29 protein-coding genes, 1 tRNA gene and 1 pseudogene are annotated in these 25,946 nt (G+C 61.5%); 18 read left to right on the forward strand and 13 right to left on the reverse strand.

Annotation, left to right across the window (positions count from 1 at the left end; all coding sequences use genetic code 11):
• Positions 1–119 precede the first annotated feature (119 nt).
• The 3 genes from ABDW57_RS12610 (at position 120) to ABDW57_RS12620 (ending at position 2,739) form a co-directional block, all read left to right on the forward strand.
• Positions 120–1,118, forward strand: a complete 999-nt coding sequence (locus ABDW57_RS12610; RefSeq protein WP_343730544.1) for an alpha/beta hydrolase — start codon at positions 120–122, stop codon at positions 1,116–1,118.
• A gap of 117 nt (positions 1,119–1,235) precedes the next feature.
• Positions 1,236–1,916 (forward strand): transporter substrate-binding domain-containing protein, encoded by a 681-nt coding sequence (locus tag ABDW57_RS12615; RefSeq protein ID WP_343730545.1) that lies wholly within the window; start codon positions 1,236–1,238, stop codon positions 1,914–1,916.
• Positions 1,917–1,950: 34 nt separating this feature from the next.
• On the forward strand, positions 1,951–2,739 hold the full coding sequence (locus ABDW57_RS12620; RefSeq protein WP_343730546.1) for a hypothetical protein: 789 nt from the start codon (positions 1,951–1,953) through the stop codon (positions 2,737–2,739).
• 9 nt (positions 2,740–2,748) lie between these two features.
• On the opposite strand, the gene ABDW57_RS12625 is transcribed toward ABDW57_RS12620, so the two are convergent.
• Positions 2,749–3,633: a dienelactone hydrolase family protein gene (locus ABDW57_RS12625; RefSeq protein ID WP_343730547.1), complete on the reverse strand. Its 885-nt coding sequence runs from the start codon at positions 3,631–3,633 to the stop codon at positions 2,749–2,751.
• A 101-nt stretch (positions 3,634–3,734) separates the two neighbouring features.
• Positions 3,735–4,013: a MarR family transcriptional regulator gene (locus ABDW57_RS12630; RefSeq protein WP_343730548.1), complete on the reverse strand. Its 279-nt coding sequence runs from the start codon at positions 4,011–4,013 to the stop codon at positions 3,735–3,737.
• Between the two features lie 291 nt (positions 4,014–4,304).
• Here ABDW57_RS12630 and ABDW57_RS12635 point away from each other — a divergent pair.
• Positions 4,305–4,469, forward strand: a pseudogene (locus tag ABDW57_RS12635) (HipA N-terminal domain-containing protein); the annotation flags it as partial.
• Between the two features lie 346 nt (positions 4,470–4,815).
• A complete protein-coding gene (locus tag ABDW57_RS12640) occupies positions 4,816–5,985 on the forward strand; it encodes a Fic family protein (RefSeq protein ID WP_343730549.1) in 1,170 nt (389 codons plus the stop codon).
• A 328-nt stretch (positions 5,986–6,313) separates the two neighbouring features.
• On the opposite strand, the gene ABDW57_RS12645 is transcribed toward ABDW57_RS12640, so the two are convergent.
• From ABDW57_RS12645 to petA, 6 genes are all read right to left on the reverse strand, one after another.
• Positions 6,314–6,389, reverse strand: a tRNA-Thr gene (locus tag ABDW57_RS12645).
• Between the two features lie 26 nt (positions 6,390–6,415).
• On the reverse strand, positions 6,416–6,898 hold the full coding sequence (locus tag ABDW57_RS12650; RefSeq protein ID WP_343730550.1) for a ClpXP protease specificity-enhancing factor: 483 nt from the start codon (positions 6,896–6,898) through the stop codon (positions 6,416–6,418).
• Positions 6,899–6,969: 71 nt separating this feature from the next.
• A complete protein-coding gene (locus ABDW57_RS12655; RefSeq protein ID WP_072788101.1) occupies positions 6,970–7,581 on the reverse strand; it encodes a glutathione S-transferase N-terminal domain-containing protein in 612 nt (203 codons plus the stop codon).
• A 115-nt stretch (positions 7,582–7,696) separates the two neighbouring features.
• Complete coding sequence (locus ABDW57_RS12660) at positions 7,697–8,461, reverse strand: cytochrome c1 (protein WP_343730551.1); 765 nt, start codon at positions 8,459–8,461, stop codon at positions 7,697–7,699.
• Positions 8,462–8,484: 23 nt separating this feature from the next.
• Entirely contained in the window at positions 8,485–9,897 is a 1,413-nt protein-coding gene (locus ABDW57_RS12665) for a cytochrome bc complex cytochrome b subunit (protein ID WP_343730552.1), read from the reverse strand.
• Between the two features lie 2 nt (positions 9,898–9,899).
• Positions 9,900–10,508 (reverse strand): ubiquinol-cytochrome c reductase iron-sulfur subunit, encoded by a 609-nt coding sequence (gene petA, locus ABDW57_RS12670; RefSeq protein ID WP_343730553.1) that lies wholly within the window; start codon positions 10,506–10,508, stop codon positions 9,900–9,902.
• 347 nt (positions 10,509–10,855) lie between these two features.
• Between petA and mscL the strand changes: the two genes are divergently transcribed.
• From mscL to ABDW57_RS12685, 3 genes are read left to right on the forward strand one after another with little or no spacing between them, the layout of a single operon-like run.
• Positions 10,856–11,293, forward strand: a complete 438-nt coding sequence (gene mscL, locus ABDW57_RS12675; RefSeq protein WP_343730554.1) for a large conductance mechanosensitive channel protein MscL — start codon at positions 10,856–10,858, stop codon at positions 11,291–11,293.
• A 36-nt stretch (positions 11,294–11,329) separates the two neighbouring features.
• Entirely contained in the window at positions 11,330–12,490 is a 1,161-nt protein-coding gene (locus ABDW57_RS12680; protein WP_343730555.1) for a Do family serine endopeptidase, read from the forward strand.
• Positions 12,491–12,498: 8 nt separating this feature from the next.
• Entirely contained in the window at positions 12,499–13,188 is a 690-nt protein-coding gene (locus ABDW57_RS12685) for a DUF2461 domain-containing protein (protein ID WP_343730556.1), read from the forward strand.
• An 87-nt stretch (positions 13,189–13,275) separates the two neighbouring features.
• Here the strand turns inward: ABDW57_RS12685 and ABDW57_RS12690 are convergent, their stop codons facing one another.
• The 5 genes from ABDW57_RS12690 to ABDW57_RS12710 all read right to left on the reverse strand — a co-directional run bounded on the left by ABDW57_RS12690 (position 13,276) and on the right by ABDW57_RS12710 (position 16,168).
• Positions 13,276–14,301 (reverse strand): NAD(P)H-dependent glycerol-3-phosphate dehydrogenase, encoded by a 1,026-nt coding sequence (locus tag ABDW57_RS12690; RefSeq protein ID WP_343730557.1) that lies wholly within the window; start codon positions 14,299–14,301, stop codon positions 13,276–13,278.
• Positions 14,302–14,341: 40 nt separating this feature from the next.
• Positions 14,342–14,785 (reverse strand): SH3 domain-containing protein, encoded by a 444-nt coding sequence (locus tag ABDW57_RS12695; RefSeq protein WP_343730558.1) that lies wholly within the window; start codon positions 14,783–14,785, stop codon positions 14,342–14,344.
• Positions 14,786–14,853: 68 nt separating this feature from the next.
• Complete coding sequence (gene secB, locus ABDW57_RS12700; RefSeq protein WP_176646044.1) at positions 14,854–15,327, reverse strand: protein-export chaperone SecB; 474 nt, start codon at positions 15,325–15,327, stop codon at positions 14,854–14,856.
• Positions 15,328–15,489: 162 nt separating this feature from the next.
• The gene (gene grxC / locus ABDW57_RS12705; protein ID WP_343730559.1) at positions 15,490–15,750 is read right to left on the reverse strand and encodes a glutaredoxin 3; all 261 of its coding nucleotides are present in this window, start codon (positions 15,748–15,750) and stop codon (positions 15,490–15,492) included.
• Positions 15,751–15,766: 16 nt separating this feature from the next.
• Positions 15,767–16,168, reverse strand: coding sequence for a rhodanese-like domain-containing protein (locus ABDW57_RS12710; RefSeq protein WP_343730560.1), 402 nt, complete (start codon positions 16,166–16,168; stop codon positions 15,767–15,769).
• Between the two features lie 100 nt (positions 16,169–16,268).
• Here ABDW57_RS12710 and gpmA point away from each other — a divergent pair, with 100 nt between their 5' ends.
• The 10 genes from gpmA to gspK all read left to right on the forward strand — a co-directional run bounded on the left by gpmA (position 16,269) and on the right by gspK (position 25,925).
• Complete coding sequence (gpmA, locus tag ABDW57_RS12715; RefSeq protein WP_343730561.1) at positions 16,269–17,015, forward strand: 2,3-diphosphoglycerate-dependent phosphoglycerate mutase; 747 nt, start codon at positions 16,269–16,271, stop codon at positions 17,013–17,015.
• 40 nt (positions 17,016–17,055) lie between these two features.
• A complete protein-coding gene (locus tag ABDW57_RS12720; protein WP_343730624.1) occupies positions 17,056–18,543 on the forward strand; it encodes a peptidoglycan DD-metalloendopeptidase family protein in 1,488 nt (495 codons plus the stop codon).
• A gap of 14 nt (positions 18,544–18,557) precedes the next feature.
• On the forward strand, positions 18,558–20,012 hold the full coding sequence (locus ABDW57_RS12725) for a S41 family peptidase (protein ID WP_343730562.1): 1,455 nt from the start codon (positions 18,558–18,560) through the stop codon (positions 20,010–20,012).
• A gap of 30 nt (positions 20,013–20,042) precedes the next feature.
• A complete protein-coding gene (locus ABDW57_RS12730; RefSeq protein ID WP_343730563.1) occupies positions 20,043–20,795 on the forward strand; it encodes a HesA/MoeB/ThiF family protein in 753 nt (250 codons plus the stop codon).
• Positions 20,796–20,808: 13 nt separating this feature from the next.
• A complete protein-coding gene (locus ABDW57_RS12735) occupies positions 20,809–22,947 on the forward strand; it encodes an amidohydrolase family protein (RefSeq protein WP_343730564.1) in 2,139 nt (712 codons plus the stop codon).
• Between the two features lie 132 nt (positions 22,948–23,079).
• On the forward strand, positions 23,080–23,517 hold the full coding sequence (gene gspG / locus ABDW57_RS12740; RefSeq protein WP_343730565.1) for a type II secretion system major pseudopilin GspG: 438 nt from the start codon (positions 23,080–23,082) through the stop codon (positions 23,515–23,517).
• A 9-nt stretch (positions 23,518–23,526) separates the two neighbouring features.
• A complete protein-coding gene (locus ABDW57_RS12745; RefSeq protein ID WP_343730566.1) occupies positions 23,527–23,994 on the forward strand; it encodes a GspH/FimT family pseudopilin in 468 nt (155 codons plus the stop codon).
• A gap of 1 nt (position 23,995) precedes the next feature.
• A complete protein-coding gene (gene gspI, locus ABDW57_RS12750) occupies positions 23,996–24,367 on the forward strand; it encodes a type II secretion system minor pseudopilin GspI (RefSeq protein WP_343730567.1) in 372 nt (123 codons plus the stop codon).
• Entirely contained in the window at positions 24,364–24,999 is a 636-nt protein-coding gene (locus ABDW57_RS12755) for a prepilin-type N-terminal cleavage/methylation domain-containing protein (protein ID WP_343730568.1), read from the forward strand. The genes gspI and ABDW57_RS12755 overlap by 4 nt, the downstream gene beginning before the upstream one ends.
• On the forward strand, positions 24,996–25,925 hold the full coding sequence (gspK, locus tag ABDW57_RS12760) for a type II secretion system minor pseudopilin GspK (RefSeq protein WP_343730569.1): 930 nt from the start codon (positions 24,996–24,998) through the stop codon (positions 25,923–25,925). The genes ABDW57_RS12755 and gspK overlap by 4 nt, the downstream gene beginning before the upstream one ends.
• The last annotated feature ends 21 nt before the right edge of the window (positions 25,926–25,946 follow it).

A 25,946-nucleotide genomic window follows, 5' to 3' on the forward strand; every position in this document is an offset into this window, starting at 1 on the left:
CGCCTGCGGGCGGCCTATAAAAATATTTAAAAATTGCTTGCCATTAGATAGTGCGCGATATATATTGATCACATGTAGCGCACAATTGAATCGCAAACTATATAAATGGAGCCCCAATCATGAGCAAAAATACCCAAGGCCAAGTTGTCAGCCTGTCCCGTCGTTCCGCCATCTTCAGCAGTGCGGGCGCTGCGGCGGCCGCTGTTGCCGTGCCGCTGGCCGCATTGAGCGGCGCCGCCGCCGAAGCCGCGCCAGTTGCAGCCGGCAAAGGTCCGGTAACCAAAACCGCCAGCACCATCACCACCCGCGACGGCGTTGAGATCTATTACAAGGATTGGGGTCCGCGTAACGGCCAGCCAGTCATCCTGAGCCACGGCTGGCCGCTGAGCTCGGACAGCTGGGAATCGGCAGCGTTCTTCCTGGCCAATAACGGCTTCCGCGTCATCACCCACGACCGCCGCGGCCATGGCCGTTCGAGCCAGCCTTGGGACGGCAACGACATGGATCACTACGCCGACGACCTGGCGCAGCTGATCGAAGCGCTGGACCTGAAAAACATCATCCTGGCCGGCTTCTCGACCGGCGGCGGCGAAGTGGCGCGTTATGTCGGCCGCTACGGCACCAAACGCATCGCCAAGCTGGGCCTGATCTCGGCAGTGCCACCGCTGATGCTGAAAACCGCCGACAATCCAGACGGTCTGCCGCTGGAAGTGTTTGACGGTATCCGCGCCGGCCAGATCAAGGATCGCGGTCAGTTGTACCTGGACATCGCCTCGGGTCCGTTCTACAACTACAATCGCCCGGGTGCGAAACCATCGCAAGGCATCATCCAGGCCTGGTACTCGCAGGGCATGCAGGGTGGCTTCAAAAATACTTACGACTCGATCAAAGCCTTCTCGGAAACGGACTTCCGCGAAGACTTGAAAAAGTTCGACAAGCCAACCCTGATCATCCACGGCGATGATGACCAGATCGTGCCGATCAAAGCCTCGGGCATTGCCTCGGCCAAGATCGTCAAGGGTTCCAAGCTGATCGTCTACCCAGGCGCGCCGCATGGCCTGACCGACACCCACAAGGACAAGTTCAACAACGACTTCCTGGCCTTTGCCAAATCGTGATTGGTTGACCAGGGTTCCCTGACAGCGCAGAATGGTTTCACCGTTCTGCGCTGTTTCATTATGAGAAAATCCCTGGTTGTTCTAGTCATGTTGTATACCGGTCTGCTTTGCGGAGCAGTGCGGGCCGAAGTCATCCCGGTTTACACCAGCGCCCAAGTCGCGCCGCTGGTGTTACCGGAGGGGAAAGGCGTCTACCCGGACATGGTGGCTTACCTGAACCGCCAGAAACTGGGCAACCTCAGCTTCAAGCTGGTCTACCTGCCGCGCAAGCGCCTGCAGCTGCGGGTGGAAAGCGGCCAGCTGGATGGCATCGTCATCGGCATGATGCCGCACTGGTTCAACGACGCCGCCCAGAAAAAATACCTGTGGACCGCGCCTTTCGCGCTGGATCGCTACGTGGTGGCATTGCCGGCCAACAGCGCTTACATGCCCGGCACAAAGCAGGCGCTGTCTGGCCGCACGCTGGGCATGGTGCTCGGATACAGTTATCCGGATCTTGCCGACTGGCTGCATCGGCAAGGCGCGATCCGCACCGACGCCCTCAGCGACGAGCACAACCTTGAAAAGCTGCGCCTGGGGCGGGTGGACAGCGTGGCATTGGCCGAGTCCGTCTATCGCTATTACAGGAAAAAGCATCCGTCCGACAATTTCCACGTGTACGTCCTGCCCACGCGGCAGACCGAGCGGCGCTTCCTGGTGCCGCGCAACATGGCCGCCATCTACGACCAGCTGGCACCCGTCCTGCGCAAAGCCCGCGACGACCCGGAATGGCAGCGCTTAATGTTGCGTTATGAATAAGCCGCGTTATACTTGTCTTATTCATGGGAAATAAATGAAATTCTGGGCCAGCCTGTTATTGCTTCTGAGCGCGGGAGCGCATGCCGCCGAGGCCTGCCAGCCGGTGCGCGTAGGCTATTCCGATCGTGAACGCCTGCCGTATTACGTCGGCAATGGGCCGGCGGTGCCGACGCGGCCGGGGGCGCTGGTCGAGCTGTTCCGGGATGCCGTCCGCAGCGGTGGCTGCCCGGTGGTGTTCGTGCGTCTGCCGGTGGCGCGCGTGCGCATGGCGCTGGCCAGCGGCCAGATCGACATCGCGCCCACCTACACCCCGGGCGACAGCCGTGCCGATTACGTGGTGGCGACCACCGCCGCCGGCGCGGTCGATACGCGGCGGGCGCTGCGCAGCATGGCCATCGTATTCGTGCGCAGCGATGACAAGCTGGCGCCGGGCACCGATCCGCAGCGCTACTTCAAGACCCATGTGCTGGCCGCCAACCAGGGCACCATGCTGGCCTCTCAGCTGAAGACGGCGGGGCTGCAGGTGGATGACGGCAGCGTCAGCTCCGAAAGCAATTTCGACAAGCTGCGCCTGAAGCGCGTGGACGGGTTTACCGTGGCATTGATGACGCCGTCTGCGCTGGATCCATACCTGAACGAGCACCACGGCAAGCAACTGACGCGGCTGGACAAGCCGCTCAGCGTGTCGTATGTGTGGCTGGGCGCCAATCGCGATTACTACCAGCGCAACCGCGAACAGGTTGAAGCCATCTGGAACTGGCTGGGCGCGCACGGCGCCCCGCAGCTGGATACGCTGACGCGCAAATACGCGGCGGCGCCGTAGCGCTTCTTCCTAAGCCAGGCGGGCGCGGAAGAAGTCGGTGGTGCGCTGCCACGCCAGCTTGGCGGCGGCGGCATCGTAGCGCGGGGTGGTGTCGTTGTTGAAGCCGTGCTCGACGCCGGCGTAGACGTGGTACTGGTAATTCACGTTTGCTTCCTTCAGGGCCTTTTCATAAGCCGGCCAGCCGGCGCGGATGCGTTCGTCCTTTTCGGCATCGTGAATCAGCAGGTGGGCCTTGATGCGGGCCACCTCCTCCGCTTTTGGCTGCGAGCCGTAGAATGGCACGGCGGCCAGCAGGTCCGGCAATTGCGTCGCCAGGTAATTGGCAATGCCGCCACCATAGCAGAAGCCAACCACGCCCAGCTTGCCGTTGCCCTCCGGTTGCTGCTGCAGCCAGCGCGCGGCGGTGACGAAATCGGTACGGGTCTTGGTCTGGTCCAGCTTGCCGAACAGGGCGCGTGCCTTGTCTTCATCGCCGGGGTAGCCGCCGAGGGAGTGGAGCGCATCCGGCGCGAAGGCAATGAAGCCGTCCAGCGCGAGGCGGCGGGCGATGTCTTCGATGTGCGGATTCAGACCGCGGTTTTCATGCACCACCAGCACCACCGGCAGCTTGCCCTTGGCGTCCTTGGGCGAGGCCAGATAGCCGCGCACGGTGCCGTTGCCTTCCGGCGAAGGGATCTCCACGAAGCGGGTATTCAGGCGTTTGTCGTCCGGCGTGACCAGCGGCGCCGCAAAGCTCGGGCTCAGCGCACTGAGCAGACCCGCCGCTGTAACGCCACCGACTGCATAACGCGTGGCCGACGACAGGAAATCGCGCCGACTGATGCGGCCGTGCACGTACTGGTCGAACAGTTTGAGAACTTCCGGATCAAAATCGGCAGCGGTCTTGCGGCTCATGTTGTGGCTCCGTGGACGGGGATGAAGCGGCCAGTGTAGCCCAGCCTCGCTTCGGCACGATGGATATTTCTACATTGTCGAGCGTGGTTTTGGCGGGCAGACTAGACGATATCGGCTTCCAGCCTGAATTTTGATGCGGTGAGCTGGACGTGTTCAGCACCTGTCCGATGGCGCTTGATTTTCACGATTCCCAGTCTCTCGAAATGAAGAATGTCCCGTTGAACAGCGTCCCGCTCACGCTGTAGGCGCGCTGCAAGTGCGGTGACGGTATCGGGCCGCTCCTTGATGGCGCGGAACAGGGCTAAATTGTCATTGCGCAGCAGGTCTAGCAAGTCCTCCGGATCTTCGAAACTGATGCTGCTTGACTCAGGGATTGGCATTGCTCCAAAAACATCGTCCAATCGCGCTCGAAGTGCTTTTGGATGTCATCAACTCGTGTAAGTAACGACCTCGACTTTGCCCATATGGTGCCGTGATGAACATGGTGATTGTCGTAACCAACTACGCGGCCATTGTCCTGGTGCTGCAAGCTATGATTAATATACGCCAGATTGTAACGAGTGACTTTCCCGTTCCCGTCGGTCCACACCTGGCAACGAATCAGACCGTTGCGGCGGTTTTTGGAAATTGGAGAAGACTCATCGATGATTTTTTTGTCAGCCATGAGCCAGCCGGGGAATGCGCCGTATCGCGGGGCGGTGGTGCAGAACTATTTCGACAACCTGCTACCCGACAGTGATGGTATCCGGCGACGGCTTGCGCAGCATTTCAGAACTGACGGCATCGCGCCCCATCAGCTGCTCGCTGCTGTCGGGCGCGACTGCGTTGGGGCGATGATTAAGCCAACATGACTCGCAACAGTTCCGCACATCCCTGTGCGCATTAGTCCGGAGGTGGCGTCTTCCTGCAAACGGTGAAGTACCGGCGAGATTTTTTTGCAATACTCAACGGAATCCCTGCGAGGGGCGTGAACCGGGCCCAAGCACTTTATAAGGCGCGCGAGGCGATTGCGTGGGTTGAGCGGCATACGGCGAAATAGCGGCAAGTCTGCGGGTGCGGCGTTATGCGCAAGCGGCAATGAAAGCGGCAGAAAGTATCTGCAGAATTTTCATCTTTTTATAAAAAAACTATTATAAGCAAAAGCTTGTTGACTAAGGAAACCGGCAAATAAAGCGGCAAAAAATGTACAGCTCGCCCCATCAATTCGAACCAATCTTGCTGAGTGAGCGGCAACTGGAAACAGTGATTCCGCTGAGCGAGCGCATTGTCACGACTTCTGTGAAGCTGTCGGCAGCTACCCACGCAACCACTAGGGCGACCCTGCGCGAGCTAGTGCGGCAGATGAATTCCTTCTACAGCAACAGGATAGAAGGGCAGAGCACCCATCCGCGCAATATCGAGCGTGCGTTGCACAATGATTTTTCCGACAGGCCTGACGAAGCGCGCCTGCAGCGCATCGCGCTGGCGCATATCGAGGCGGAAAAGGAACTGGAGGGATTGGCAAACGATGACGGAGCGCTTCGCTCAGCCTTTCTAATTGATGCGCACCGGGCGCTGTATGAGCGCCTGGCACCAGACGATCGTGTTTCGGACGATGGCGAAGTGATTGTGCCTGGCCAGATCCGTACGCGCGACGTGCAGGTGGGCCGGCATGTTCCACCCACGTCCGCATCCTTGCCGGCGTTCCTCCAGCGGCTGGATCAGGTGTTTGGTGGTGCTCGCGGTTGGGAGCGGGTGTTGATCCACGCTGCTTGTACTTATCATCGCGTGGCCTGGGTTCATCCGTTCCTGGACGGGAATGGCCGGGCCACTCGGCTGCAAAGCCACTGTGCGCTGTGGAAACTATCGGAAGGCCTGTGGTCGCCGAGCCGGGGGCTGGCACGCTCCACTGAGGCTTACTATGCCGCCTTGCATAACGCCGATTCGCCGAGGCGCGGCGATCTGGATGGACGGGGCAACCTCAGCGCTCAAGGTTTGTTAGAGTGGGTGCAGTATTTCCTTGGTGTGTGTGAGGACCAAGTGACGTATATGTCGAGGATGCTGGCGCTGGACGGCATCAAGCAGCGGATCGAGGCGCTGGTCATCTTCCGGTCTACACAGGACAAGGGGATGAGACGAGAGGCCATTCTGCCTTTGGTACACATTTTCGGGCTCGGTCCAGTGACCCGCAGCGAGTTTGCACAGTTAACCGGGTTGCGCGAGCGCAATGCCCGGTCGCTACTATCGAAACTGCTAGCGACTGGGCTGCTGGTGAGCGATACGCCATACGGCCCTGTTCGTATCGGACTTCCTCTTGATGCACTTGGCATGTTGTTTCCGTGTCTCTATCCGGAGGCTGGATTGCCTGTTTAGCTATATACGTTTTCACATTCGCTGGTTTGTCCATTGTCGCCATACTTTAGGTAGCGATAAAATTGGTGAATTGCGTTGCTTTCCTCTGCAACCCGGCCGCACTGACGTTGGTGAAGATAGCAACAGCGCTGGGAACGACTGTGGCGGCCTTGTTTGCTGAGGCGGTTTGTAGTCAGGTCAGCCTACGCTGCAATCAACACTGGTCAATATTTGTGATGTGTTGATGAAAGTGGGGTACAAGTGGGGTACAAATTCTGCCGAACGAGGCAGGAAAGAAAAAAGGGTTACAAGCGAAAGCCTGTAACCCTTTGATTTTTCTATCTATTTCTGGTGCCGGCTGCCGGTTTCGAACTGGCCACCTGATGATTACAAATCAACTGCTCTACCAAATGAGCTAAGCCGGCGTAACTTTTACGGGGCGAATTATACGCTATTTAATACGCGTAAGGGTGGGGCGTCCGCCCTTTTTGGGTGGGTCGGTATCGTCGCCGGGCGGTGGTGGCGCTTCAGTTTTGGCGTCGCTGGCGGCCGGTGGCACGGCCGACAAGACCGGGGCGGCCGGCGCTTCGTCCGGTTCCGGCGCGGGTGCCGGCGGTTGGCCCAGTTGCGGTTCAAACGCCATGCCCTGGCCATTTTCGTTGGCGTAGATGGCCATAACGTTGTTGACCGGGATGAAGATTTCACGCGAGACACCGCCAAAGCGGGCGTGGAAGCGGATGCTGTCGTTGTCCATCTTCAGGCCCGAGGTGGCGCCGAAGCTGATGTTGAGCACGATTTCGCCTTTTTTCACGTATTCCATCGGCACCGTGGTGGCGGCGTCGACTTTGACGGCGAGATAAGGGGTGTAGCCGCTGTCCGTGCACCATTCGTAGATGGCGCGCAGCAGGTAGGGCTTGGTTGAGATTTCAGACATGGGTCTTCCAGACTGCGGTAGAACATGGCGCGCCAGCCGCAGCCGGCGCGCCGTAGTGCTTCAATGAACCATTAACGGCGCATCACCTTTTCCGACGGCGTCAGCGCTTCGATGTAGGCCGGACGCGAGAAGATGCGCTCGGCGTACTTCATCAGCGGCGCGGCGGTCTTCGACAGTTCGATGCCGTAGTGGTCCAGGCGCCACAGCAGCGGGGCCACCGCCACGTCCAGCATGGAGAACTCGTCGCCCAACATGTATTTGTTTTTCAGGAACAGCGGCGCCAGCGTGGTCAGGCGGTCGCGGATTTCCGCGCGCGCCTTGTCGTGGCTCTTGTCGTTGCCCTTGGCGCGCTCGCTTTCCAGCGTATGCACGTGCACAAACAGTTCTTTTTCAAAGTTGAACAGCATCAGGCGCGCACGCGCGCGCATCAGCGGATCGGCCGGCATCAGCTGCGGATGCGGGAAGCGTTCGTCGATGTATTCATTGATGATGTTCGATTCGTACAAGATCAATTCGCGTTCCACCAGGATCGGCACCTGACCATACGGATTCATGGTCGAGATATCTTCCGGCTTGTTGAACAAGTCGACATCGCGCACTTCAAAGTCCATGCCTTTTTCAAACAGGACCAGGCGGCAGCGTTGCGAGAATGGGCAGGTCGTACCCGAGTAGAGAACCATCATTTTTTCTAGTTCCTTAGAAGAACAAACAGGGCGAGACCGCGAACGGCTCACCCGGATCGATCGCCCGCCAAACGCGGGCATCGCAAAACAAGCGCCGGCCAGCCGGCGCTCTCGACTATTTCACTTCTTTCCAGAACGACGCATTCAAGCGCCATGCCAGGAAGGCGAACAAGGTCATGAACAACACGACCACGACGCCCAGTTTTTTGCGGGTCTGCGCAGCAGGCTCCGCCATCCACTCCATGTAGCCCACCAGGTCGGCCACGGCAGTGTCATATTCCAATTTGTCCAGTTTACCTGGTGCGACCTGCTCATAGCCAGCAAACTGATGCAGCATTTTGCCGTGCTCGTGCGGGTCTTCCACTTCCTTGGTGGTGATTTTTTGGACCCCTTGCAATTCCCACAGCACATGCGGCATCGCCACGTTTTCCACCAGGCGGTTGTTCCAGCCGGTCGGCCGGGTATCGTCCTTGTAGAAGCTGCGCAGGTAGGTGTACAAATAATCACTGCCGGTGCCGGCGCCAGACGCTTTCGCGCGCTGAATCACCGATAAATCCGGCGGCACCACGCCAAACCATGCTTTCGCATCCTTTGGATTCATGGTGGTGGTCATCATTTCGCCCACCTTGTCACCGGTAAACAGCAGATTGGCCTTGATCTGCTCCTCGCTCAAGCCCAGGTCTTTCAGGCGGTTGTAGCGCATGGAGGACGCATTATGACAGTTCAGGCAGTAATTTACGAACAGTTTGGCGCCATGCTGCAGCGCTGCCATGTTATTTGAGCGGTCCGGCGCTTTGTCAAGCGCGATTCCACCCTCGCTGGCCAGCGCCAGACCGGGTAACAATGCCAAAATAGCAAGCAATCGTTTCGGGAAGTTCATCTGTTGTCCTTTTGAGTACTTTATCAATGGCCGTGGTAAACCACGCGGTCCGGAACCTTCTTGAACGTGCCCATGGCGCTCCACCATGGCATGAACAGGAAGAAGCTAAAGTACAGCAGGGTGCACACTTGCGAGACGATGGTACGGCCCTCGGTCGGCGCCAGGGTACCGAGGTAGCCCAGCGTCAGGAACGAGATGAAGAACACGGCGTACACGTATTTGTGCCAGGTCGGGCGGTAGCGGATCGATTTCACCGGCGATTTGTCCAGCCACGGCAGGAAGGCCAGGATCACCACCGAGGAACCGAAGAACACCACGCCCCAGAATTTCGCATCCAGGATCTGCGGCAGCATGCCGATGATGGCCAGCAGCGCCACCACGGCAATGGTGGTCTTGACCGCGGTCGACAGGCGCGACTTGAGCCAGATGAACACCACGTAGGCGGCCACGAAGAACATCAGCACCCACATGAAGTCGGCGGTGGTGGCGCGCAGCACCGAGTAGAAGGCGGTGAAGTACCAGGTCGGGGCGATGTGCAACGGGGTTTTCAGCGAATCGCCCGGCAGGAAGTTGTTGTACTCCAGGAAGTAGCCGCCCATTTCCGGCGCGAAGAACACCACCGCGCTGAAGATGGTCAGGAACACCGACACGCCAAACAGGTCGTGCACCGTGTAGTACGGGTGCGACGGGATGGAGTCGACCGGGTGGCCGTCCGGACCGAGGTTTTCCTTCACTTCGATGCCGTCCGGGTTGCTGGAGCCGACTTCGTGCAGCGCGATCAGGTGCGCCGCCACCAGGCCCAGCAGCACCAGCGGAATGGCGATCACGTGGAACGCGAAGAAGCGGTTCAGGGTGGCGTCCGACACCACGTAGTCGCCGCGGATCCACAGCGACAGGTCGGGGCCGATCAGCGGGATGGCGCCAAACAGGTTGACGATCACCTGGGCGCCCCAGTACGACATCTGGCCCCATGGCAGCAGGTAGCCGAAGAAGGCTTCCGCCATCAGGCACAGGAAGATGGCAAAGCCGAACAGCCAGATCAGCTCGCGCGGTTTGCGGTAGGAGCCGTACAGCAGGCCGCGCGTCATGTGCAGGTAGACGATGATGAAGAACGCCGAGGCGCCGGTCGAGTGCATATAGCGCACCAGCCAGCCCCACGGCACTTCGCGCATGATGTATTCCACCGAACCGAAGGCCAGGTTGGCGTCCGGCTTGTAGTGCATGGTCAGGAAAATGCCGGTGACGATCTGCAGCACCAGCACCAGCATGGCCAGCGAGCCGAAGATGTACCAGAAATTGAAGTTTTTCGGGGCGTAGTATTTGCCCCATTGATCATTCCACAGCTTGGAGAGCGGGAAGCGGTCGTCGACCCAGCCCAGTGCTTTTTGTGCGGCCGGTGCGTCGGCCGGGAATTTGGTCTCCTTGAATGCCCCCATGGTTATGCCTCGCCTTTCTCGTCTTTACCAATGACCAGCTTGGTGTCGCTCAGGTACATATAGCGCGGAACCTGCAGGTTGTCCGGCGCCGGCTTGTTCTTGAACACGCGGCCGGCCATGTCGAAGGTCGAGCCGTGGCAAGGGCAGAGGAAACCGCCCTCCCAGTCGTCCGGCAGCGAGGGCTGCGGGCCGGGGGTAAATTTCGAGGAAGGCGAACAGCCCAAATGGGTACAGATGCCGACCGCGACCAGCAGTTCCGGCTTGCGCGAGCGCCATTCGTTACGGGCGTATTCGGGGGTGAATTCGTCGGGGTTGCGCTTGGATTCGGCGTCGGCCACTTTGCCGTCGGTTTTTTTCAGCGACGCCACCATTTCGGGCGTGCGCTTGAGGATCCAGACCGGCTTGCCGCGCCATTCCACGGTTTTCATCTCACCGGGGTTGAGCGTGGAGATATCCACTTCGACCGGCGCGCCGGCCGCCTTGGCGCGCTCGGACGGCTGGAAGGTGCTTACTAATGCGCCCGCGGTGGACAGACCTACGACCCCGCCAGCAGCGCCAGTCGCGACCAGCAATCCGCGACGGCCTGAATCGACCTGCTTTTCGTTACTCATACAAACCCCAATCAGTCAAAGTGCGAACAAAATCTTGAGAACTGTGTACAAACCTGAAAGCTGACAACTTGGATAAAGCACGAAATCCAGCAACCTTACATTATAAGGTATGCATGATGCAATTAAAAACACCAACGTTGCTCGATCCCCAAGATTCAGCAGTCTGTGCACCGCCCCCGAGCGATGATAGGGGGGAGGACTGGGAGCAGAAATTGATGTAGGTCAATTTATAGCGTAATTCGGCTTGCAAATGCGTAAACGGCAAGCGTGTTTGGAATCCAATTGAAAAAATAGTATGATCCAAGCGCAGTTTTGTTCACAATTGACCACACAGCGAGGATAAAAATATGGCAATGATGCAGGAATTCAAAGAATTCGCGATGAAGGGCAATGTGGTCGACCTGGCGGTCGGCGTGATCATCGGCGGCGCCTTCGGCAAGATTGTCGATTCGCTGGTGGCCGACATCATCATGCCGCCGATCGGCAAGCTGTTTGGCGGCCTGGACTTCGCCAACTATTACATCCCGCTCAATGGCCAGGCGGCCAACCTGAGCCTGGCGGAAGCCAAGAAACTGGGCGCGGTGTTCGCCTACGGGAATTTTGCTACCATCCTGCTGAACTTTATCATCCTGGCGTTTGTGATCTTCCAGATGGTGCGTCTGATGAACAAGGCGCGCAACCTGGGCCACAAGCAGGAAGCGGCCGCCGCCGCCGCGGAACCGCCGCCACCGACCCCGGAAGATATCGTGCTGCTGCGCGAAATCCGCGACTCCCTCAAAAAATAATTCAAGGCCGCCGCCCAGGCGGCAGGCTGGACTGCGATGCGACGACTGTGGTTATTGTTTGCGCAAACGGTGACCGTCGTATTGGCACTGTATTTTGTCTATGTGGCGGTGGGCCGCGAGCGCCCGCCGCCGGTGCGCGTGCAGCAAATGGGCAGCGTCGAGCATCCGGCCGCCATGCTGGAGGCCGGACCGTCCAAGCCGCCGGCGTCGGCCGGCGGTTCCTACCGCGCGGCGGCCGCGCGCGCCATGCCGGCGGTGGTCAACATCATCACCAGCAAGAAGCCCAAGCGCGGCAAGCATCCGCTGCTGCGCGATCCCTTCTTCAAGAAATTCTTTGGCGACCGCGACGAGGACAGCGACGACGAGTCCAGCCTCGGCTCGGGCGTGATCGTCTCGGCCCAGGGCTACATCCTGACCAACAACCACGTGGTGGAGGCGGCCGATGAAATCGAGGTGGTGCTGACCGATGGCCGCAAGGCTGCCGCCAAGCTGGTCGGCACCGATCCGGAGACCGACCTGGCCGTCATCAAGATCAACCTCGACAAGCTGCCGGTGATTGTGCTGGGCCAGGCCGAGCAGGCGCAGGTGGGCGATGTGGTGCTGGCCATCGGCAACCCGTTTGGCGTCGGTCAGACCGTGACCATGGGCATCATCTCCGCGCTGGGCCGCAACAACCTGCACATCAACCATTTCGAGAACTTCATCCAGACCGACGCGGCGATCAACTTCGGCAACTCGGGCGGGGCGCTGGTGGATGCCAGCGGCAACCTGCTGGGCATCAATTCGGCGATTTATTCGCAGACCGGCGGCTCGGTCGGCATCGGTTTTGCGATTCCGGTCTCGACCGCCAAATCGGTGATGGAAGCCATCATCAAGTCCGGCCACGTGGTGCGCGGCTGGATTGGTGTGGAAAGCCAGGAAATCACGCCCGAGCTGGCGGCCAGCTTCGGCCTGCAGCGCCAGAGCGGCGCCATCATTGCCGGCGTGGTGCGCAACGGCCCGGCCGACAAGGGCGGCATCAAGCCGGGCGACATCCTGTTGTCGGTGGATGGCAAGCCGGTGGCCGACACCAACAGCATGCTCAACCTCATCGCTCAGCTGGTTCCCGGCGAAAAAGCTAAAATGTCGGTCCTGCGGAAAAACCGCGAGACCACGCTGGACGTCACCGTTGGCAAGCGCCCGTCCAACGCCAAATAAGGAACCCCATGCACCTGCGCGACCTGACCCAATACCTGCGAGAACTGGCGGACAACAACAACCGTCCCTGGTTCATCATGAACAAACCGCGTTACGACATCCTGCGCGAGGAATTCCTGCAGGTGGTGACGGAAATGATTGCGGAGCTGGGCAAGTTCGATGCGCAGGTCAAGTTCAGCAATCCGAAGAAAGCCATGTTCCGCATCAACCGTGACGTGCGCTTTGCGCATGACAAGAGCCCGTACAAGACGCGTTTCTCGGCGGCGGTGGCGCCGAACGACATGCGCCGTCCGAGCAAGGCTGGCGGGCCGACCTACTACATGCAAATCGATGGCAATGGCAAGCTGCTGTTTGGCGCCGGCGAATACATGCCGCCGCCGCACCGCCTGAAAGCGCTGCGCCAGCACATGGTCGAGGACGCGGCCGGCTTCCGCAAGGTACTGAAGAACAAGAAGCTGGTGGCCACCTATGGCGACATCCAGAACGAAGGCAAGCTGCAGCGTCCGCCGAAAGGCTTTGACCCGGAGCACGAGCACATCGAGTACATCAAGCTGAAGAGCTTCTTTGTCTGGACCGAGATCGACCTGCCGCTGAACCTGCCGGAAAAGCTGGTGCCGATGCTGGCGGCAGGCCTGAAGGACGCTTACCCGCTGGTGCAGTGGATGCGCGAGGCAAAGGATGAGCCGGCCGAAGAGTAAAACTCCGGGGTCAGGTCCGCCATTTCTACACGGCCTCAACCGCTAAGCGGTTGAGGCCGTGTAGAAATGGCGGACCTGACCCCGGAGTTACTCGTCGCGCGGGTCGCGCGACAGCAGGCGCGCGACCATGGCCTGCGGCTGGTCGCCGTCGAACAGGACGCCGGCCACGGCGTTGGTGATCGGCATCTCCACGCCCAGTTTCGCCGCCAGTTCGCGCACGGCTTTGGCGCACGGTACGCCTTCGGCCACATGGCCCAGCTCCTGCACGATCACATCCAGCGCCTTGCCCTGCGCCAGCCCGAGGCCGACGCGGCGGTTGCGCGAAAGGTCGCCGGTGCAGGTCAGAATCAGGTCGCCCATGCCGGTCAGGCCCATGAAGGTTTCGGTCTGGCCGCCCAGGGCCACGCCCAGACGGGTGATTTCCGCCAGCCCGCGCGTGATCAGGGCCGCGCGCGCATTCAGGCCCAGGCCCAGGCCGTCGGCCGCGCCGGTGGCAATGGCCAGGATGTTTTTCACCGCGCCGCCGACTTCCACCCCGACCAGGTCTTCGCTGGAGTACACGCGCATATTGCCGCCGTGCGCGGTTTCAACCACGCAGGCGCGCAGTTCGGCCGAGGCGGAGGCGATGGTCAGCGCACACGGCAGGCCCTTGGCCACTTCCTGCGCAAACGATGGCCCGGACAGCGCGCCGCCAGCCACCGTATCGCCCAGTACTGCGCGCACGATCTGGTGCGGCAGCAGGCCGGTGTCATATTCAAAGCCTTTGCACAGCCAGACGATATTGGGAATGGCGCGACCCTGGAGCGATTGCAGCAGCGGCCGCAGGCCGGCCACCGGGCAGGCCGCGATCAGCAGGCTGCCCGGCGCGGCCACATGGGCCAGCGCCGCCTCAAAGTCACTGGCAACCTGCAAGCGATCGGGGAAAGGATAGCCGGGCAGGTAGCTGTTTTCGCGCGCCGCCGCCATCGCCTGCAGGGCGCCGGCATTGCGACCCCACAGCAGCACGTCGTGACGCTGGGCCAGCGCCATGGCCACGGCCGTGCCCCAGGCACCAGCGCCGAGCACGCTCACCTTGCGGGCAGCGCCCGCATGTTTGCTAGTCTTATCTTGCATGGGATCTCATCCGGCGCGTGGGAAGGCGCCGCTACGGCAATTATATGCCCCAGACTTCCGAAGTCTTGACGTAACCGATCAGGCCGTCGCGGTGGCGCACCTTGAGCCAGCCGCCGGCCGCCACTTCGCTCAGCTCCAGCAGCACGCCTTTGTCGGCGGTGAACACGGCGGTGGCCGCGTCATCCGGGGTGGCGCGGATTTTCAGGTTGGGGGTTTTGACGATGACGTTGCGCTTGGCGCTCAGGCCTTTGGCCTCGGTCCACGCCAGTTCGCCATTGACGTCGCGCACTTTCAGCCATTCGCCGTAGGCCAGCACCACTTCCAGCGGGGCGCCGCGCGGCACGACAAACAGCTTGCCGCCCTTGGTCGATGGCGCGTCGTACAGGATGACGGGATTGGCGCCTACCGTTTTGAAGTCGTAGGCCTGGCTGCCGGCAGCGGCCAGCATCATGGTCAGCGCAGCGATCAAACGGGGAAATGTCATGGTGTGCCTTGAAACGGGGAAACTGCCGCCGGACGAGCGTCCGGCGGCGGCGATGTTGCTAATGCTGCTTAGTGGGTGGCGTCAGCGGCTGGGGCAGCAGCGGCTGCTTCAGCGATCGCTTGTTGACGCTGCTGGTAGAACACTTCGAAGTTGATTTCCGCCAGGTGCACTGGTGGGAAACCGGCACGGGTGATCACGTCAGCAATGTTCGAACGCAGGTATGGGTACACGATGTTCGGGCAGCCGATGCCCAGCAGCGGGTCCAGCTGTTCGGCTGGAATGTTGCGCGCTTCAAAGATACCAGCTTGCTTGCCTTCTACCAGGAAAGCGACCTTGTCTTTGACTTTGGCGGTCACGGTGATGGTGACGGTCGATTCGAAGATGCCATCGGCCAGCGGCTCAGCGCCAACGTCCAGGGCCACTTCGATGGTCGGGGCTTCCTGTTCCAGGAAGATCGCCGGCGAGTTAGGTTGTTCCAGCGACAGATCTTTCAGGTAGACGCGTTGGATTTGGAATACTGGTTGCAGATTTTCTTCAGACATGGAACGCTTTCGTTATAGTGAAAACGGGCAGCACCGGCCGCCCGGGATGATGTTTGCTTGGTATGGCTAGAAGACAGCTCAAATCAAACGCGAAGGCAATTGTATCAAAACCATTATGGTTTTAAAGGCTTTCCACCTGCCGCACGTTGTATTTGGGGGGCATTAGCCATTTAACAAGGGCGACAAGCCGCCCGCTTGATCCAGCGCATACAAATCGTCGAAACCACCCACGTGGGTGTCACCGATGTAGATTTGCGGCACGGTGCGGCGGCCGGTCTTTTGCATCATCGTAATCCGTTGTTCCGGGTCCAGATCCACGCGGATCTTTTTCAGGCCGGTGACGCCCTTGGCTTCCAGCAGGCGCTCGGCGCGGATGCAGTAGGGGCAGACGGCGGTGGTGTACATGATCACTTCGGCAGTCATCTTGCTTTCCTCCCAGTTATTTGGCCAGCGGCAGGCCGGCTTTTTGCCATGCGGCAACGCCACCTTCCAGGTTGACCACGTCGGCAAAGCCGGCTTTGCCCAGCTTGGCCGCGGCGGCCGAGCCGCGCGCATCGCTCTTGCCCACCACGATCAGGCTGCGGTTCTTGAACTTGTCCAGTTCCGCCAGACGCTTGTCGAGGTCGGCCAGCGGGATATTCTTGGCGTCAGGCAAGTGGCCTTCGGCATAATCCTTGGCATCGCGTACGTCCAAGATGGTGGCTTTACCGCGATTAATCAACATAGTAATGTCTTGCGGGCTGCCGCGCTTGCCGCGCACGGTAAGGGATGGCCACAGCAGGGCGCCGCCGGAAACCAGCACGATGGCAATCAGAAAAATATTGTCAATGAAGAATTTCACAGGAATCCAATGGTTGAACTTAATCCGCGCATTATAAAATAGAAGCTGTAACAGCATTCAAAGCACCGGTTTTCCAACTTTTCCTGAAAAGATAGTCCACATGTACAAAATCGTTTTCATGCGCCATGGCGAATCCACCTGGAACCTGTCGAACCGCTTCACCGGCTGGACCGACGTCGACCTGACCGAAAAAGGCATCAATGAAGCCAAACAGGCCGGCAAGCTGCTGAAGGATGGCGGCTATACCTTCGATCTGGCTTACACCTCGGTGCTGAAGCGCGCGGTGCGCACGCTGTGGCTGGCGCTGGACGAAATGGACATGATGTATCTGCCAATCAAGAACGACTGGCGCCTGAACGAGCGCCACTACGGCGCCCTGCAGGGGCTGGACAAGGGCGAGACCGCCGCCAAGTACGGCGACGAGCAAGTGCTCGTTTGGCGCCGCAGCTACGACACCCCGCCGCCGGCGCTGGAGCCGACCGATGACCGCGCCTCGTTCAACGATCCGCGTTACGCCGGCCTGTCGAAAGCGCAGATCCCGCTGACCGAATGCCTGAAAGACACCGTGGCGCGCGTGGTGCCGGTGTGGGACGAGGAAATCGCCCCCGCCATCAAGGCCGGCAAGAAAATCATCATCTCGGCCCACGGCAACAGCCTGCGCGCGCTGATCAAGATGCTGGACGGCATCAGCGACAGCGACATCGTCGGCTTGAACATTCCGAACGGCACCCCGCTGGTGTACGAGCTGGACGAGAACCTGAAACCGATCCGTCACTACTACCTGGGTGACGCCGCCGCCATTGCCGCCGCCCAGGCTGCCGTGGCCAACCAGGGCAAGGCCAAGTAATTTGTCTTCTTCGTACCGCCACGCAGCAGCCTGGCTGCTGATGTTGTCGCTTGGGCCGTGGCATGCCACGGCGGCGGCGCCGTTCGGCAAGATGACCGAGCGCAGCAAACAGAAAGCTGCTGCCGAGGCTGAACGCGCCGGCGTGCAGCAAAAGCTGTCCGCGCTGAAGAAGGACATCAGCAAGACCGAGAGCGCCAAGGATGACGCGGCCGATACCCTGGCCGAATCGGAACAGGCGATCTCGGACGCCAACCGCGCGCTGCGCGACCTGCAGCAGGAGCAGGGCGATACCAACCTCAAGCTGCAACAGCTGTCGGCCGAGCACGACAAGCTGGCGGCCACCGTCGCCCAGCAGAAGCAGCAGCTGGCCAAGTTGCTGCGCGAGCAGTACGTGGCGGGCAATGAAGACCGCATCAAGTTGCTGTTGTCCGGCGACAATCCCAACCGCATCAACCGCGATCTGCAAATGCTGGCCTATGTGTCGCAGGCGCAGGCGCGGCTGCTGGAAGCGCTGCGCGCCAACCTCAAGGCCGTCGAGGTCAACCAGGAGCAGGCGCAGAACGCCAAGGACGAGCTGGAAGAAATCGCGCAGGAACAGTTGCAGCAAAAAGCCAAGCTGGAGCAGGAGAAGGCGCGCCGCGCCGCCCTGTTGTCCACCTTGTCGAAGAAACTGGTGGCGCAGCGCAAGGAAGCGGGCAACCTGGAGCGCGACGAGCAGCGCATGACCGGCCTGGTCGACAAGCTGAACAAGCTGATTGCCGAACAGGCCGCTGCGGCCGCGGCCGAGAAGAAACGCCAGGAACAGGTGGCGGCAGCCAAGGCGGCTGCCAAGGCCAGGGCGGAAGCCGAAGCGCGCGCGCTGGCCAAGGCCAAGGCCGCCGAAGCGGAACGCCAGCGCCTGGCCAAAGCCAACAACAATAGCAGCAAGTCCGGCACCATCAAGCCGGCCCCGAACCCGGCCGATGCGATCGATGCCGACGAGCCGAAAGTGGCTGCGGCGCGGCCGGGCGCCGCTGGCGCCGCCACTGGAGCCGCTGGCGCCGGACGACCTGCCGGGACGGATGCGGCGCAGGAAGACACGCCGCCGCCAGCCAAGGCCGCCGACATCGCGCTGGCGCCCGCCGCGCCGGCCGGCGCGTTTGCCAGCCTGAAAGGCCAGCTGCGGGCGCCGGTGGCCGGCAAGGTGGCCGCCAGGTTCGGCGCCAAGCGCGGCGACGGCCCCAGCTGGAAAGGTGTGTTCATCCGTACCGCCGAGGGCGCCGACGTGCACGCCGTGGCCGGCGGCCGCGTGGTGTTTGCCGACTGGCTGCGCGGCTTCGGCAACCTGATCATCGTCGATCACGGCGGCCAGTACATGAGTATTTACGGCAACAACCAATCCCTGCTCAAGCGGGCCGGCGACATCGTCAAGGCCGGCGACCCCATTGCCAGCGCGGGTAACAGCGGCGGCAACGAGGAATCGGGGCTATACTTTGAACTTCGCCATCAGGGCGCAGCATTCGATCCGGCTGGCTGGGTCAAGTTTTAAGGTTCGCGGAAAAAATGGGCAACAAAGTCAAGAGCATCGGCCTGATCGGCCTCGGTATGGTGGCTGGTGTTGCCGCCTCCTTCCAGTTTTCCGCCATCGCGCAAAAAGTCAGCGGCTCACCGCTGCCGCTGGAAGAACTGCGCCAGCTGTCCGACGTGTTTGGCCTGATCAAGACCGACTACGTTGAAAGCGTCGACGACAAGAAGCTGCTGACCGAAGCCATTTCCGGCATGGTGTCCTCGCTCGACCCGCACTCGGTCTACCTCGATAAAAAAGCCTTCCGCGAAATGCGCGAGACCGTGGCCGGCAAATTTGTCGGCATCGGCGTGGAGGTCGGGCTGGAAGACGGCTACATCAAGGTGGTGTCGCCGATCGAGGACACGCCTGCCTTCAAGGCCGGCATCAAGGCCGGCGACGTCATTACCCGCATCGACGGCACGCTGATCAAAGGCATGTCGCTGGATGAATCGGTGAAAAAGATGCGCGGCGAGCCGCGCTCCAAGGTCAGCGTCACCATCAGCCGCAAGGACGAGGACAAGCCGCTGATCTTCAACATCGTGCGCGAAGAGATCCGCGTGCAGAGTGTGAAGGCCAGGATCATCGAGCCGGGGTATGCGTGGGTGCGCATCTCGCAGTTCCAGGAACCGACCGTCGACGACATGGCGAAAAAAATCACCGCCCTGTACCACCAGGACCCCAACATCAAGGGCCTGGTGCTGGACCTGCGCAACGATCCGGGCGGCGTGGTGCCGGGCGCGATCGGCGTCTCGGCCGCCTTCCTGCCCAAGGATTCCGTGATCGTCTCCACCAACGGCCAGCTGCTGGCCTCCAAGGAGACCTTCTACGGCCGCCAGGAATTCTACGCGCCGCGCGCCAAGACCGACCCGCTGGCCAAGCTGCCGGCCGCGCTGAAGGATGTGCCGATGGTGGTGCTGGTGAATGCCGGTTCCGCCTCGGCCTCGGAAATCGTCGCCGGCGCGCTGCAGGACTACAAGCGCGCCACCATCATGGGTCAGCAGACCTTTGGCAAAGGCTCGGTGCAGACTCTGCGCCAGCTGACTGCCGATACCGCCGTCAAGCTGACCACCGCGCGCTACTACACGCCGAAGAACCGCGCCATCCAGGCGCGCGGCATCATGCCGGACCTGCTGGTCGACGAAACTGCGGAAGGCGATGGTCTGAACCGCCTGCGCGTGCGCGAAGCGGACCTGCAAAAACACCTCGGCAACGACAAGGACCCGGAAGGCGAGATCACCAAGCGCGATCCGCTGGAAGAGGAGCAGGCGATCGCGGTGCTGGCCAAGAAAGCCAAGCCGGTGGAATTCGGCTCCAAGGACGACTTCCAGCTGGCGCAGGCGCTGAACCACTTCAAGGGTTTGCCGGTCAAGCTGTCCAAGGCCGATGCCAAGCCGGCCAACGATGTCGGCGAGACCAAGCCGGATACGCCGCCGAATACCCAGCCCAAATAAACCCATGCGCGCCAACGCCGCAGAGAGACGATGAACGACTCACAATTGCTGCGCTACTCGCGCCACATCCTGCTCGACGAAATCGGCATCGAGGGCCAGCAAAAGCTGCTCGATGCGCGCGCGCTGGTGATCGGCGCCGGCGGCCTCGGTTCGCCGGCCGCCATGTACCTGGCCTCGGCCGGCGTCGGCCACATCACGCTGGTCGATCACGATGCGGTCGACCTGACCAACCTGCAGCGCCAGATCGCCCACACCACCGAACGCGTGGGCCAGCCCAAGGCCGAATCGGCGCGCCTGACGCTGCAGCAGATTAATCCGGAAATCGCCGTCACCGCGCTGATCGAACGCGTGGACGATGCGCGCCTGGCCGATCTGGTGGCGGCGGCCGACGTGGTGCTCGACTGCACCGACAACTTCGCCACCCGCCACGCGGTGAACCGCGCGTGCGTGGCGGCGCATACACCGCTGGTGTCGGGCGCGGTGATCCGCTTTGATGGTCAGATCAGCGTGTTCGATCCGCGCGGCGGCCAGCAGCCCTGCTATTCCTGCCTGTTCCCGCAGGATCAGAAGTTTGAAGATGTAGCCTGTTCCACCATGGGCGTGTTTGCGCCGCTGGTGGGGGTGGTGGGCGCCATGCAGGCGGCCGAAGCGCTCAAGCTGCTGATGGGCGTGGGCGGTTCGCTGGCGGGGCGTTTGTTGATGTTGGATGGCTTGCACATGGAATGGACCAGCATCGGCGTCGGCCGCAACGATGCCTGCCCGGTCTGCGCCGCTAAAAAATAAAGGGAGAACGAACTTGCTGAAACACTTGCTGAAGAAACGACTTGCCGTACTGCCGCTGGCATTGGCCACCGCCTTTGCCGCCCACGCTGCCACCACCACCAAATACCTGATCATTTCCGAAAACGCCAACAAGCAGATCGGCCAGCAGATCGTCGAGCGTCTGGATGATGGCCTGACCAAGGTGAGCTTCACGTACAAGGACAATGGCCGCGGCCCTGAACTGACGGAGCAGTTCCGCCTCGGCGCCGACGGCACCATGACGGAATACGCGGTCAAAGGTAACTCCACCTTTGGCGCGGTGGTGGATGAGCAGTTCAGCCGCAAGGGCGATAAGGCGCAGTGGAAATCGACCTCGGAGCAGGGCGAGAAAACCGTCAGCGGCCCGGCCGCCTATCTGCCGCTGAACAGCTCTTTTGAAGTCGAGTCGATCGCCATCGCGGCGCTGGCCAGGAATCCGGACGGCAAACTGCCGCTGCTGCCATCGGGCACGCTGTCGCAGCGCGAACTGAATCGGGTGGAAGTCACCAGCGCCACCGGCCAGAAGCAGACCGTGCGGCTGCTGGCGCAGACTGGCGTCGGCCTGTCGCCATCGTTTTACTGGGCCACCTCGGGCGAGTCGCCACGCCTGTTCGCGGTGATCATTCCCGGCTTTGGCAGCATGATGGAAGAGGGCTGGCAGGCCGCCGTGCCGACCCTGACCAAGCTGCAGAAGGCTGCCGAGCAGCAGATGCTGACCGACGTCGCCGCCAGGCTGCAGCATCCCCTCAACGGCCTGACCGTGATCCGCAACGCGCGCATCTTCGACAGCGAGAAAGCCACCGTCGGCAAGCCGTCTGATATCTATGTGCTGCGCGGCCGCATCACCTCCGTGCAGCCAGCCGGCTCGCCGGTGCGCGATGCCGACAACGTGATCGACGCCGCCAACCGCGTCGTGCTGCCTGGTCTGTTCGACCTGCACGGCCATGTGGACCGCTGGTCCGGCGCGCTGAACATGTCGGCCGGCGTCACCAGCGTGCGCGACATGGGCAACGACAACGCCCAGCTGCAGGCCATGCTGGACGAAACCGCCGCCGGCAAGCTGCTGGCGCCGCAGGTGGTGCCGGCCGGCTTCCTGGAAGGCGAAAGCCCGTTCAGCGCCAACAACGGTTTCGTCATCAAGGACCTGAAGGAAGCCAGGGACGCCATCGACTGGTACGCGGAGCGCGGCTACCCGCAGCTGAAGATTTATAACTCCTTCCCGAAAGCCATCCTGAAGGATACGGTGGCCTATGCGCACAGCCGCGGCATGCGCGTGTCCGGCCACATCCCGGCCGGCCTGCGCGCGCAGGAAGCCTTGGATGCCGGCTACGACGAGATCCAGCACATCAACCAGGTGCTGCTGAATTTCCTGGTCAAACCGGATACTGAGACGCGTAACCTCAACCGTTTCGTGCTGCCGGCCGAGAAAGTGGCGGATCTGGACTTCAATTCCAGGCCGGTGAAGGACTTTGTGTCGTATCTGGCCAAAAAGCAGATTTCGATCGACCCGACGCTGGCCACCTTCGCCTTCCTCAAGCAGCGCGACGGCGACATGAACGAGCCCTATGCCTCGGTGGCGTCGCACATGCCGCCGGACGTGGCGCGCGGCTTCAAGGTCGGCACCATGAAGATCGACGGCGACGCGCAGCTCAAGCGCTACGAGAAGTCCTACGCCAAGATGGTGCAGTTCGTCGGCATCATGTACAAGGCCGGCGTGCCGATCGTGGCCGGCACCGACGATATTCCGGGCTTCACCCTGCATTCCGAGCTGGCGCTGCTGGTCAAGGCTGGCCTGACGCCGGCGCAGGCGTTGCAGGTGGCCACCCGCAACGGCGCGCGCTACACCCGCACCACCAATGACCGCGGCAGCATCACGCCGGGCAAGCTGGCCGACATCGTGCTGGTGGACGGCGACCCGACCCAGAACATCGAGGATGTGCGCAAGGTATCGGCGGTGATCACGCGCGGCTTCCTGATCTACCCGCAGGAAATCGATGCGGCGCTGGGCATCGCGCCCTTCGTGGCCGAGGTGCCGAAAGTGACCCGCAGCGCCAACGCAGTGGCGGCAGCTTATGGCGGCAGCAACGAGGGCGCCCGCGCCCGCATTGAGTCGAGCGCACATAAACACCGCTAAACCGTAAGGTCTTGTAAAGAAACCGTCATATTAAGAGCTGTTTAAGGGCGAAAGCGGATAAATCACGGCCAAATGTCGCAAGGGCCGTGATTCCGCCTTATACTCTGCACTCATTTTAATTTGCTACCCATTATGAAAAAGTTTACTACTCGTGCCCAACGCGGCTTTACGCTGATCGAAATCATGGTGGTCGTGGTCATCATGGGCGTGCTGGCGGCGCTGGTGGTGCCCAAGCTGCTGAACCGTACCGGCGAATCCAAGGTGGCCGCCGCCAAGGTCGATATCGCGACCATCATGCAGGCGCTGAAGCTGTACAAGCTGGATAATCAGCGCTATCCGACCACCGAGCAGGGCCTGCAGGCGCTGATCGAGAAGCCGACCGCCGGCCCGGCAGCCAACGGCTGGAAGGCCGGCGGCTATGTCGAAAAAATGCCGAAAGACCCGTGGGGTAATCCGTACCAGTATCTGTCGCCGGGCATCAAGGGCGAGATCGACGTGTTCTCCTATGGCGCGGACGGACAACCAGGCGGCACCGGCGATGATGCCGACATCGGCTCCTGGGATAATTGATCGCTCATCATGCGCGGCGAGCGTGGCTTCACGCTGATTGAACTGCTGGTGGTGATGGTCATTTTGGGCATCACCCTCGGACTGGTGTCGCTTAACGCCATGCCGGGCCAGAAGCAGTCCATGCAGCAGGACGCCAAACGCATCGCGCTGCTGCTGCAACTGGCGCGCGATGAAGCCATTGTGCGCAACCGGCAGATCGCTTTTGAAGCCGGCACGGACAACTACCGCTTCATGATCCGCAACGACAACAAGCAATGGGAACCGGTGGTGCAGGACGACCTGCTGCGCGAGCGCGAGTTCAAGAACGCGCCGCTGACGCTGATGCTGGACCCGGCGCCGCCGCTGCCGGAACCCACCTTGCGCATCATCTTCGGCCGCGAGCCGGTTGATAAACCCTTTGTGCTGACCATGACCGCCAGCGATGGCGGCAGCGTTGCCATCCGCGCCGACGGCATCGGTCACTTCACGGTGGACTGAGATGCGGCCATCATTCCAACGCGGTTTCACCATGCTGGAAGTGCTGGTCGCGCTGATGATCGTCGCCACCGCGCTGATTGCCTCGCTGCGTGCGGTCGGCAGTCTGACCTCCAACAGCAACGGCCTGCGCGCCAACATGATGGCCACCTGGTCGGCCGAGAACCGGATGGTGCAGCTGCGCCTGTCCAAGGTATTCCCGCCGATCGGCAAGCAAACCTTCGAGTGCCCGCAGGGCGACCTGCAGCTGATGTGCGAGGAAGAGGTGATCGCCAGCCCGAATCCGCGCTTCCGCCGGGTGGAAGTCAGCGTGTATGAGGCTGCGCATCCCGAGCGCCGCATCATCAAGCTGGTTCAATTGGTGCTGAACTCATGACTTCGCGCACTCGTGGTTTCACGCTGATCGAGCTGCTGCTGGCGATTTCCATCCTGGCCATCATCGCGGTGCTGGGCTGGCGCGGGCTCGATAGCATCGTCCGTTCGCGCGAAACGCTGACCACCGGCATGGAGCAGACGCGCGGCCTGCAACTGGCCTTCGCGCAGATGCAGAGCGACTGCGAAAACCTGGCCGGCAGCGCGCTGCTGCGCAACCGCGCCTTCCTGCAGGCGGAGGACAATCGCATCACGCTGGTGCGCACGGTGCTGGGCGAGAACCAGCCGACCCGCCTGCAGGTGGTGTCTTACCGCGTGGTGGACGGCGTACTGACGCGGCGTGAATCGGCTTCCACGCGCGAACTCACGCAGCTCGACAACCTGTGGCAGGCGGCGCTCAGCGATACCGATCCTGGCGCAACGGTGGCGCTGCAGTCGGGCGTGCAAAACATGGTGATGCGCTTCTGGATGCCGGGCGCCCTGATCGCCAATTCCGGCGGCTGGCGCACGGCGGTGGGCGTGTCCACCGCGGCCGCCACCGGCGGCGCTACCTTGCCGACCGGGCTGGAAGTGTCGATGACGCTGCAGGGGAGAGAGATCCCGCTGGTGAAGGCCTTCCTGCTGGGGGCACTGTGAAGCTGAAGCGGCAACAAGGCGTGGCCGTGGTGACGGCGCTGCTGCTGACCACCCTGGCGGTGACCATCGTCACCAGCTTGTTCTGGCTGCAGCAGGTGCAGGTGCGTTCGATGGAGAACCAGCGCCTGCAACTGCAAACGCGCTGGATCCTGCGCGGGGCGCTGGACCTGAGCCGGCTGATCCTGAACCAGGACTGGATAGACTCGTCGCAGCGAACCATAGCCAATGGTGTGTGGGCCACGCCACTGGAAGAGACGCGGCTGGACGATTATGTGGAGCGCGAGCGCCTGCAGGGCGAGAACTTCAACGCCACGCTGTCCGGCCGCATGACGGATGCGCAGGCACGCTACAATCTGGCCAATCTGGCCGCTAACAAGCTGCCGGTGCCGGCCGAGGTGGAGGTCTTCGAACGCCTGTTGACCAATCTGCGGCTGGATTCCAGCCTGGCACGCAGGGTAGCGCAGCTGGTGGCGGATGCGCAAACCGCCAGCAGCGCGCAAAACACCAGCACGACCACCCAGCCGATCGGTCTGGTGCGGGTGGAAGATTTGCTGGCGGTGAGCGGCTTTACGCCGCAAGCCATTGAACAGCTGCGCGACTATGTCATCATACTGCCGGTGGGCGGTACGGCGATCAATGTCAATACCGCGCCGGCCGAGGTGATGGCAGCGCTGGTGCCAGGGCTGTCCTTGTCGGATGCGGCGGCGGTGGTGAAAACACGGGTGTATTACAACGACACCGCCGGCTTTAGCTCGCTGCCGCAGATAACCGGCAAGCAGATAACGTCGAAATTTGAAGTGCGCAGCGATTACTTCCTGGCCTACAGCCGGGTAAAGCTGGACCGCGCCACGCTGGAGACGCAATCCTTGTTGTCGCGGCAGAAGAATCAGCCGATCACCAGGGTTGAATGGATACGGGAATATTAAAACAGCGATGAACGAAAGCGA

The organism is Duganella sp. (assembly GCF_039595735.1).
Taxonomy (GTDB): domain Bacteria; phylum Pseudomonadota; class Gammaproteobacteria; order Burkholderiales; family Burkholderiaceae_D; genus Rugamonas.

Excerpts from the sequence above, each read along its gene's own strand:
- ABDW57_RS12610 (WP_343730544.1), top strand. The coding sequence starts at position 120 with ATGAGCAAAAATACCCAAGGCCAAGTTGTCAGCCTGTCCCGTCGTTCC.
- ABDW57_RS12620 (WP_343730546.1), top strand. The coding sequence starts at position 1,951 with ATGAAATTCTGGGCCAGCCTGTTATTGCTTCTGAGCGCGGGAGCGCAT.
- ABDW57_RS12625 (WP_343730547.1), bottom strand. The coding sequence starts at position 3,633 with ATGAGCCGCAAGACCGCTGCCGATTTTGATCCGGAAGTTCTCAAACTG.
- ABDW57_RS12630 (WP_343730548.1), bottom strand. The coding sequence starts at position 4,013 with ATGCCAATCCCTGAGTCAAGCAGCATCAGTTTCGAAGATCCGGAGGAC.
- ABDW57_RS12640 (WP_343730549.1), top strand. The coding sequence starts at position 4,816 with ATGTACAGCTCGCCCCATCAATTCGAACCAATCTTGCTGAGTGAGCGG.
- ABDW57_RS12650 (WP_343730550.1), bottom strand. The coding sequence starts at position 6,898 with ATGTCTGAAATCTCAACCAAGCCCTACCTGCTGCGCGCCATCTACGAA.
- ABDW57_RS12655 (WP_072788101.1), bottom strand. The coding sequence starts at position 7,581 with ATGATGGTTCTCTACTCGGGTACGACCTGCCCATTCTCGCAACGCTGC.
- ABDW57_RS12660 (WP_343730551.1), bottom strand. The coding sequence starts at position 8,461 with ATGAACTTCCCGAAACGATTGCTTGCTATTTTGGCATTGTTACCCGGT.
- ABDW57_RS12665 (WP_343730552.1), bottom strand. The coding sequence starts at position 9,897 with ATGGGGGCATTCAAGGAGACCAAATTCCCGGCCGACGCACCGGCCGCA.
- petA (WP_343730553.1), bottom strand. The coding sequence starts at position 10,508 with ATGAGTAACGAAAAGCAGGTCGATTCAGGCCGTCGCGGATTGCTGGTC.
- mscL (WP_343730554.1), top strand. The coding sequence starts at position 10,856 with ATGGCAATGATGCAGGAATTCAAAGAATTCGCGATGAAGGGCAATGTG.
- ABDW57_RS12680 (WP_343730555.1), top strand. The coding sequence starts at position 11,330 with ATGCGACGACTGTGGTTATTGTTTGCGCAAACGGTGACCGTCGTATTG.
- ABDW57_RS12685 (WP_343730556.1), top strand. The coding sequence starts at position 12,499 with ATGCACCTGCGCGACCTGACCCAATACCTGCGAGAACTGGCGGACAAC.
- ABDW57_RS12690 (WP_343730557.1), bottom strand. The coding sequence starts at position 14,301 with ATGCAAGATAAGACTAGCAAACATGCGGGCGCTGCCCGCAAGGTGAGC.
- ABDW57_RS12695 (WP_343730558.1), bottom strand. The coding sequence starts at position 14,785 with ATGACATTTCCCCGTTTGATCGCTGCGCTGACCATGATGCTGGCCGCT.
- secB (WP_176646044.1), bottom strand. The coding sequence starts at position 15,327 with ATGTCTGAAGAAAATCTGCAACCAGTATTCCAAATCCAACGCGTCTAC.
- grxC (WP_343730559.1), bottom strand. The coding sequence starts at position 15,750 with ATGACTGCCGAAGTGATCATGTACACCACCGCCGTCTGCCCCTACTGC.
- gpmA (WP_343730561.1), top strand. The coding sequence starts at position 16,269 with ATGTACAAAATCGTTTTCATGCGCCATGGCGAATCCACCTGGAACCTG.
- ABDW57_RS12720 (WP_343730624.1), top strand. The coding sequence starts at position 17,056 with ATGTTGTCGCTTGGGCCGTGGCATGCCACGGCGGCGGCGCCGTTCGGC.
- ABDW57_RS12725 (WP_343730562.1), top strand. The coding sequence starts at position 18,558 with ATGGGCAACAAAGTCAAGAGCATCGGCCTGATCGGCCTCGGTATGGTG.
- ABDW57_RS12730 (WP_343730563.1), top strand. The coding sequence starts at position 20,043 with ATGAACGACTCACAATTGCTGCGCTACTCGCGCCACATCCTGCTCGAC.
- gspG (WP_343730565.1), top strand. The coding sequence starts at position 23,080 with ATGAAAAAGTTTACTACTCGTGCCCAACGCGGCTTTACGCTGATCGAA.
- ABDW57_RS12745 (WP_343730566.1), top strand. The coding sequence starts at position 23,527 with ATGCGCGGCGAGCGTGGCTTCACGCTGATTGAACTGCTGGTGGTGATG.
- gspI (WP_343730567.1), top strand. The coding sequence starts at position 23,996 with ATGCGGCCATCATTCCAACGCGGTTTCACCATGCTGGAAGTGCTGGTC.
- ABDW57_RS12755 (WP_343730568.1), top strand. The coding sequence starts at position 24,364 with ATGACTTCGCGCACTCGTGGTTTCACGCTGATCGAGCTGCTGCTGGCG.